This is a genomic window from Komagataeibacter kakiaceti JCM 25156 (genome assembly GCF_000613305.1).
The window spans coordinates 1-5,369 of sequence record NZ_BAIO01000139.1; the positions used below are offsets into that span (position 1 = coordinate 1).

The window sequence follows — 5,369 nt, forward strand, 5'->3', positions numbered from 1 at the left end:
GGCGCCAGCCCACGCCCACGCCGGATGACCCGCCCCGCCCCCGCGCATACCGCCATCACGCTGTCATCCAGCCTGCGGGCGATGGGACGGTCATGCACCAACCAGCCATCGGCAATATCGGCCAGATCCCTGTACGCCCCGGCCTCATCAATCACCTGCAGGCAACCTGAGCGGTTCCCGCTGGTCATGACCAGCGGCAGGCCGACACGTTCCAGCAGCAGGTCATGCAGGGGCGTGTAGGCCAGCATGACCCCCACCCGGTCCAGCCCCGGCGCAAGCCCGGCGGAAAGGGCGGGCTTGCCGCCCATCTTCCCACGCAGGCCAAGCGGCACGACCGGGGCCGCCGGATCATGCAGAAGCGCCAGCTCCATCTCCGTCGGGGTACAGAAATCCGTGACCATGGCCGCATTCCCCATCATGACCGCCAGCGGCTTCGCGGGCCGGGCCTTGCGGGTGCGCAGCGTCCGCACGGCTTCATCCGACGTGGCCAGGCAGGCAAGATGATAGCCGCCAATTCCTTTGAGGGCGATAATTCCGCCCATCAATAGTACGGTGACCGCCGCATCCAGCGCGCCCTCTGCCCGCTCCTCCCCTGCCACCACAAAGCGCAGGCGTGGGCCGCAGGTGGGGCAGGCAATGGGCTGGGCATGGAAACGGCGGTTGGCCGGGTCATCATATTCCGCACGGCAGGCCGTACACATGCTGAACCCCGCCATGGTTGTATGGGGCCGGTCGTATGGCAGGCCCGTCACGATGGAAAAACGCGGGCCGCAATCCGTGCAGTTGGTAAAGACATAACCCGCGCGCCGGGCGCCGGTGTGCGGAGTTTCCACCCGGCAGGCCGGACAGGTCGCCAGATCCGCCACGATGCCCGTGCTGATTTCCCCCGGCGCACTGTCGGCAATGACGAACCCGGTGGCTTCGGGCAAGATGGTCCGCTGCCGCGCCACATCGCGCACCACCGCCCTTTCCGGCCCCTGCCGGATCTCCTGCACGAAAATGGCGCGGGCGGCGGCGGGACCGGCCACCACGATTTCCACCCCGTCACCCCGATTGCGCACGCTGCCGCGCAGCCCCAGCCGATGGGCCACACGCCATACGAATGGCCGGAAACCCACCCCCTGCACCACGCCGCTTACGCGGATCAGTTCGGCTTCTTCCCCCACCCCCGCGGACGGCGCGCTCAATGGACCGTACAGGCCATGCAGGGATCGAAAGACCGTACGATATGCTGCACGGATAGCGGATTACGTTCTCCCGCCCGCACCACTGCGCCCTTCAGCGCCTGTTCCAGCGGTCCCGGCAGGCCCGCCCCATCGCGGGGGGAGAAGTTCCATGTGGTCGGGGCGATGATCTGGTAACCGGCGATACATCCGTTTTCCACCCGCAGCCAGTGCCCCAGCGCCCCACGGGCGGCTTCTGTCATGCCTATGGCGCGGCCATCGGGTATTTCCCTGTGCGCGTCGCACCACGGCCTGCCGGGGGCCAGCATCCCGACCCAGCTTTCCATCGCCATCAGTAACCGGGCACTTTCCACCAGCCGCGCGACCACGCGGCTCATGACATTGCCACCATCGCGCGCCACCATGCGCGCGCCAGCGGATGACCCGCCACGAGCTGACGGGCCAGCGCGCCGGTTTCACAGGGCTGGCCGGACAGACGGGGGGCCTTGCACCAGCTATACCCCGCCGGGTTGTGCAGGTCCGGCACGGTCGATCCATCAAAGGGAGCGTTGGGCCTGGCCCGGTCGGTCATGTAACTTGCGGCGTGGTCCTCGGCCACGGTGGCGATGTCCAGGGCCGTGACCCTGCCCTGTGCGAACACCCCGGCTGGCCACAGGCGCTGGCCATCATGTGGCGACAGGCCGCCGGGATAGGCGCCATACGTAATGAAACGGTCATATGACCGACCGGACCGCGCCAGTTCGAGATCATGCGCGATACGCAGGAACAGCCGGAAATCCCCTTCCGGCCCCGCCGCGCGCCAGCGTTCCAGATCCTCCATGTCCGTCAGGGCCGCGATTTCTTCCAGCCGCGCGCCAAACAGCCCGTCCTCCAGTGCCGCGCGCACGGCGGACAGGATCGTCAGCATACGGATACATTCCTGCGCCTCCACCCCGCGCGACACCCCGCCGGGCTGGATCGCCAGCGTATGGGGCCAGCGCCCGGCCAGAATTCCCATGATATGCAGCAGGAGCGCGCGGGTCTGTAACATCGCGCGCGCCGCCGTTCCCCGCATGGCGGCGAAGCGGCGCGTCACATGATCATGCCACGGATACGTGGCGTAATCGGGGCGGGCGAAATCCGGCATGAAAAACAGGTGGAAATGGGTCAGGTGATCGGCCAGATTCTCGGTGGCGAGAATGAGGTTCGTGGCCACACGGCCATTGGCCGCCGGTTCAACACCCATAAGGCCCGCCAGGGCCAGCGCCGCCGCGTGGGATTGCGAGACGGAACATATCCCGCAGATACGTGGCGCGATCACCAGCGCATCCATCGGGGTGCGTCCTTCCAGCACCCGCTCGATGCCGCGAAACAGGGGGGCGTTGACAAACGCCGCCCGCACATGCCCATCCGCCACGTCCAGCCGGACCTCCAGATCCCCCTCGACACGGTTGAACGGGCCGACCACCAGCCGGGTGGCTTCCTTCTGCGTCATGGCTACAGGCCCGCCCTAGCGCCGTTTGGGTGGATGGCACGAAGGCGGGATGACCTGATGGTCACTGACGGCGTTCCTTGCCAGCCGTGCGGGCGTGGCCGCCTTCGCCAGTGACGACAGCGCCACGAACCATGCCTTGGGCATATCGGTTGGCAGGCCGACGGGAATGCCCGCGATCTTGGGTGTTTGGCAGAAGGGATGTCCTGGCTCCTCGAATTCCGGGTCGGTGCAGTTGATGCACGCATATCCCGCGCGGTGCATGACCCGCTCCCGTTCCACAGCCGCGTATTGCAGTCTCCATGCGCCTGCGTGCCGACGCAGCCATATGTTCCATCATGCACCCCAGTTCCGAAGGATGCCGGGCGCTGGCCTTGTATTCATAAAATTCGTTGCGCGTACAGCCATGATGCACAAGCTGATCGGCATAGAAACGGGGCCGCCGGAAATCATCCAGCGCGTCCGCATCCATCATGTTCCGGGCCAGCAGCATCAATGTTTCCGTTACCCAGTCGGGATGCGTCGGACATCCCGCCACATTGACAACCGGCAGGCCGCCCCGCGCCACGAACCCGGCGCCCAGCGCGCCACCCGGATACTGGCCATCGTACTGCAACCCGCAGGCGTCGAGAATATTGGGGGCGGCGGCGGTCATGCCACCATAGGCCGAACATGACCCTACCGCCACGACATGCCGCGCCACGCCGGAAAGACGGCGCACCCAGTCAATCATCGCAACATCCGTGCCCGCCAGCGTATGAAAGCGCCCCGTGCCTTCCGGCCCGCGCAGCATCGCACCTTCCACGCACAGCGCGTCCAGCGCCACGCGCCCGGCCAGCACATCCCCGAACAGTTCAAGGGCATCCACCCCCATGCGCGCCGACAGGCTGGGGTGCCACAGCAGGTCAATGCCCGCGCCGCGCAGCGTTGTGAGCAGATCGGGAGATTCCGCGCAGAGCAGGGACATGGTGCACCCCCCGCAGCCACCTGACTGAAGCCATATGACCCTGAACATCATGGGCCGTCCCCCGCCTCGGCCCGGTCGCGCGCGTCCGGGCAGGCGGGCAGGTCCAGCGTCATCACGGTGCCGCCATCAGGGTGCGCCGTGGCGGACAGGACGCCACCATGCTCGGTTACGGTGCGGTAGCTGATCGCCAGCCCCAGCCCCGTCCCCTTGCCGACCGGCTTGGTCGTGAAGAATGGATCGAAAATCCGTCCGGCTATGTCCGGCGCGATGCCCGGCCCGTTATCCCGTACCATCAGGTGGATACGCCCTCCTTCCCGTCGTCCGCTGATGTGCAGGAGCGGCGTTTCGACCCCCTCCATCGCATCGACGGCGTTCTGCACCAGATTCATCATCACCTGTTGCATCTGCCCGGCATGACCATCGATTTCCAGCGGTCCCTCGATATCGATCGTGACCGCGATGGGCCTGCCACCGGCGGCCAGCACCCAGTCCTGCGCCGTATGGGCGACCAGGGCCAGATCGAATATCCCGCCCCGTGCATGTGCGCCAGACGAAAAACGCCTGAGATCGGCGACGATGTCGCGCACCCGCTCCGCCCCCTCCACAATGCCGCCAAGCGCGCCATTGAGTTCCGACATGACCATGTCGATCCGCAACTCCGCGCGCTGGCGCGTAAACTCCGTGGAACAGGGGGACGCATGGATAACGGCAAGATAGGATTCAAGCCGCCCGGCAAAACGGCGCAGCGTATGGGCATTGCCATAGACGAACGAAATGGGATTGTTGAGTTCATGCGCCACCCCGGCCACGAGCCTGCCCAGCGAGGCCATTTTTTCCGCCTGCACAAGCTGTGTCTGGGCTTCCTTCAGGCGCTGGTGCGCGCGGTCCAGTTCGCTATAGGCCCGCCGCAGTTCCCCCAGCGGCCGCGCGACCAGCACCATGCCCGATGGCCGCCGCCGGTCATACAGCGCCGCGCCGTTTACGGCGAAGGGGAGCGGTCCATTGACGGTTGACAGCACGAACTCCCTGTCCTCAAGCCTCTGCCGCCGCGCCATGGCCGCCGCCACGTCCTCGGCCCCGGTGGGGGATGTGGGGTGGATCAGATCCTTCAGCCGCCATGCCCGCGTACTGGCCGACGTGGCAGGAAACAGCCGTTCCGCCGCCTGATTGGTCCGCACGACGCACAGGCTCGTATCACACGCGACCAGAATGTCGGACATGGCGTCGAACACTCCGGCCATAAAGGTGTGCGCGTCTTCCAGTTCGGCGTTCTTGCGTTCCAGGGCAACCTGCTGCTCCATCAGCTCGGCCCATGTCTCGTCCATCTTGTGGAGGACATTCAGCCAGACCTGTTCGTTATCGGCGACCGCTACCGTTTCACCTACTCCTTCGACAGGGGGGATGAAACCGTCCGTCTTCATCACACTCTCCCACATACTGGCGCGTGGAGGAATCGACACTACCCGGGCCATATTTACAAGGCTTTTCGCGCATGCGCCCCCTGCCCCGCCGGGCGGGACTTTTTCACTTCACGCATGACTGATAACAATGTCATGAACGAACGCGTGCCATTTACCCTTGTAACAGCCAGATGAAACAGGAGAAACGACATTGGGAACGAAAACGAAAGTATCCGTGGCGGTTCTTGTCGTGATCGGTCTGGCGGGCGTTGGCGGGTGGAAAATGGTGGCACGGCCGGAACGGGCCAGCCTGCCGCCAGCCAGCGGCTTTGGCCCGCACCCCGAAC

General features: G+C 65.8%; 5 protein-coding genes. All 5 read right to left on the bottom strand.

The window, feature by feature from the left end; translation table 11 throughout:
* On the bottom strand, window positions 1–1,187 hold a 1,187-nt coding region (locus JCM25156_RS08970; RefSeq protein ID WP_025812820.1), incomplete at its 3' end, for a Sua5/YciO/YrdC/YwlC family protein.
* Window positions 1,184–1,588: a nickel-dependent hydrogenase large subunit gene (locus JCM25156_RS32070; RefSeq protein ID WP_277909423.1), complete on the bottom strand. Its 405-nt coding sequence runs from the start codon at window positions 1,586–1,588 to the stop codon at window positions 1,184–1,186. The genes JCM25156_RS08970 and JCM25156_RS32070, both read right to left, overlap by 4 nt.
* On the bottom strand, window positions 1,558–2,658 hold the full coding sequence (locus JCM25156_RS32075; protein ID WP_277909424.1) for a nickel-dependent hydrogenase large subunit: 1,101 nt from the start codon (window positions 2,656–2,658) through the stop codon (window positions 1,558–1,560). Before JCM25156_RS32075 ends, JCM25156_RS32070 begins: the two co-directional genes overlap by 31 nt.
* Window positions 2,659–2,719: 61 nt before the next feature.
* The gene (locus JCM25156_RS22955) at window positions 2,720–3,673 is read right to left on the bottom strand and encodes an NADH-quinone oxidoreductase subunit B family protein (protein ID WP_457851819.1); all 954 of its coding nucleotides are present in this window, start codon (window positions 3,671–3,673) and stop codon (window positions 2,720–2,722) included.
* Window positions 3,670–5,043 carry a PAS domain-containing sensor histidine kinase gene (locus tag JCM25156_RS08985; protein WP_025812821.1) on the bottom strand — a complete coding sequence of 458 codons (1,374 nt, stop codon included), beginning with the start codon at window positions 5,041–5,043 and terminating at the stop codon, window positions 3,670–3,672. Before JCM25156_RS08985 ends, JCM25156_RS22955 begins: the two co-directional genes overlap by 4 nt.
* Window positions 5,044–5,369: the final 326 nt, after the last annotated feature.

What these genes read in the sequence shown, in the direction of transcription:
- JCM25156_RS32070 (WP_277909423.1), bottom strand. Translation starts at nt 1,588, where the DNA reads ATGGTGGCGCGCGATGGTGGCAATGTCATGAGCCGCGTGGTCGCGCGG.
- JCM25156_RS32075 (WP_277909424.1), bottom strand. Translation starts at nt 2,658, where the DNA reads ATGACGCAGAAGGAAGCCACCCGGCTGGTGGTCGGCCCGTTCAACCGT.
- JCM25156_RS22955 (WP_457851819.1), bottom strand. Translation starts at nt 3,673, where the DNA reads ATGATGTTCAGGGTCATATGGCTTCAGTCAGGTGGCTGCGGGGGGTGC.
- JCM25156_RS08985 (WP_025812821.1), bottom strand. Translation starts at nt 5,043, where the DNA reads ATGAAGACGGACGGTTTCATCCCCCCTGTCGAAGGAGTAGGTGAAACG.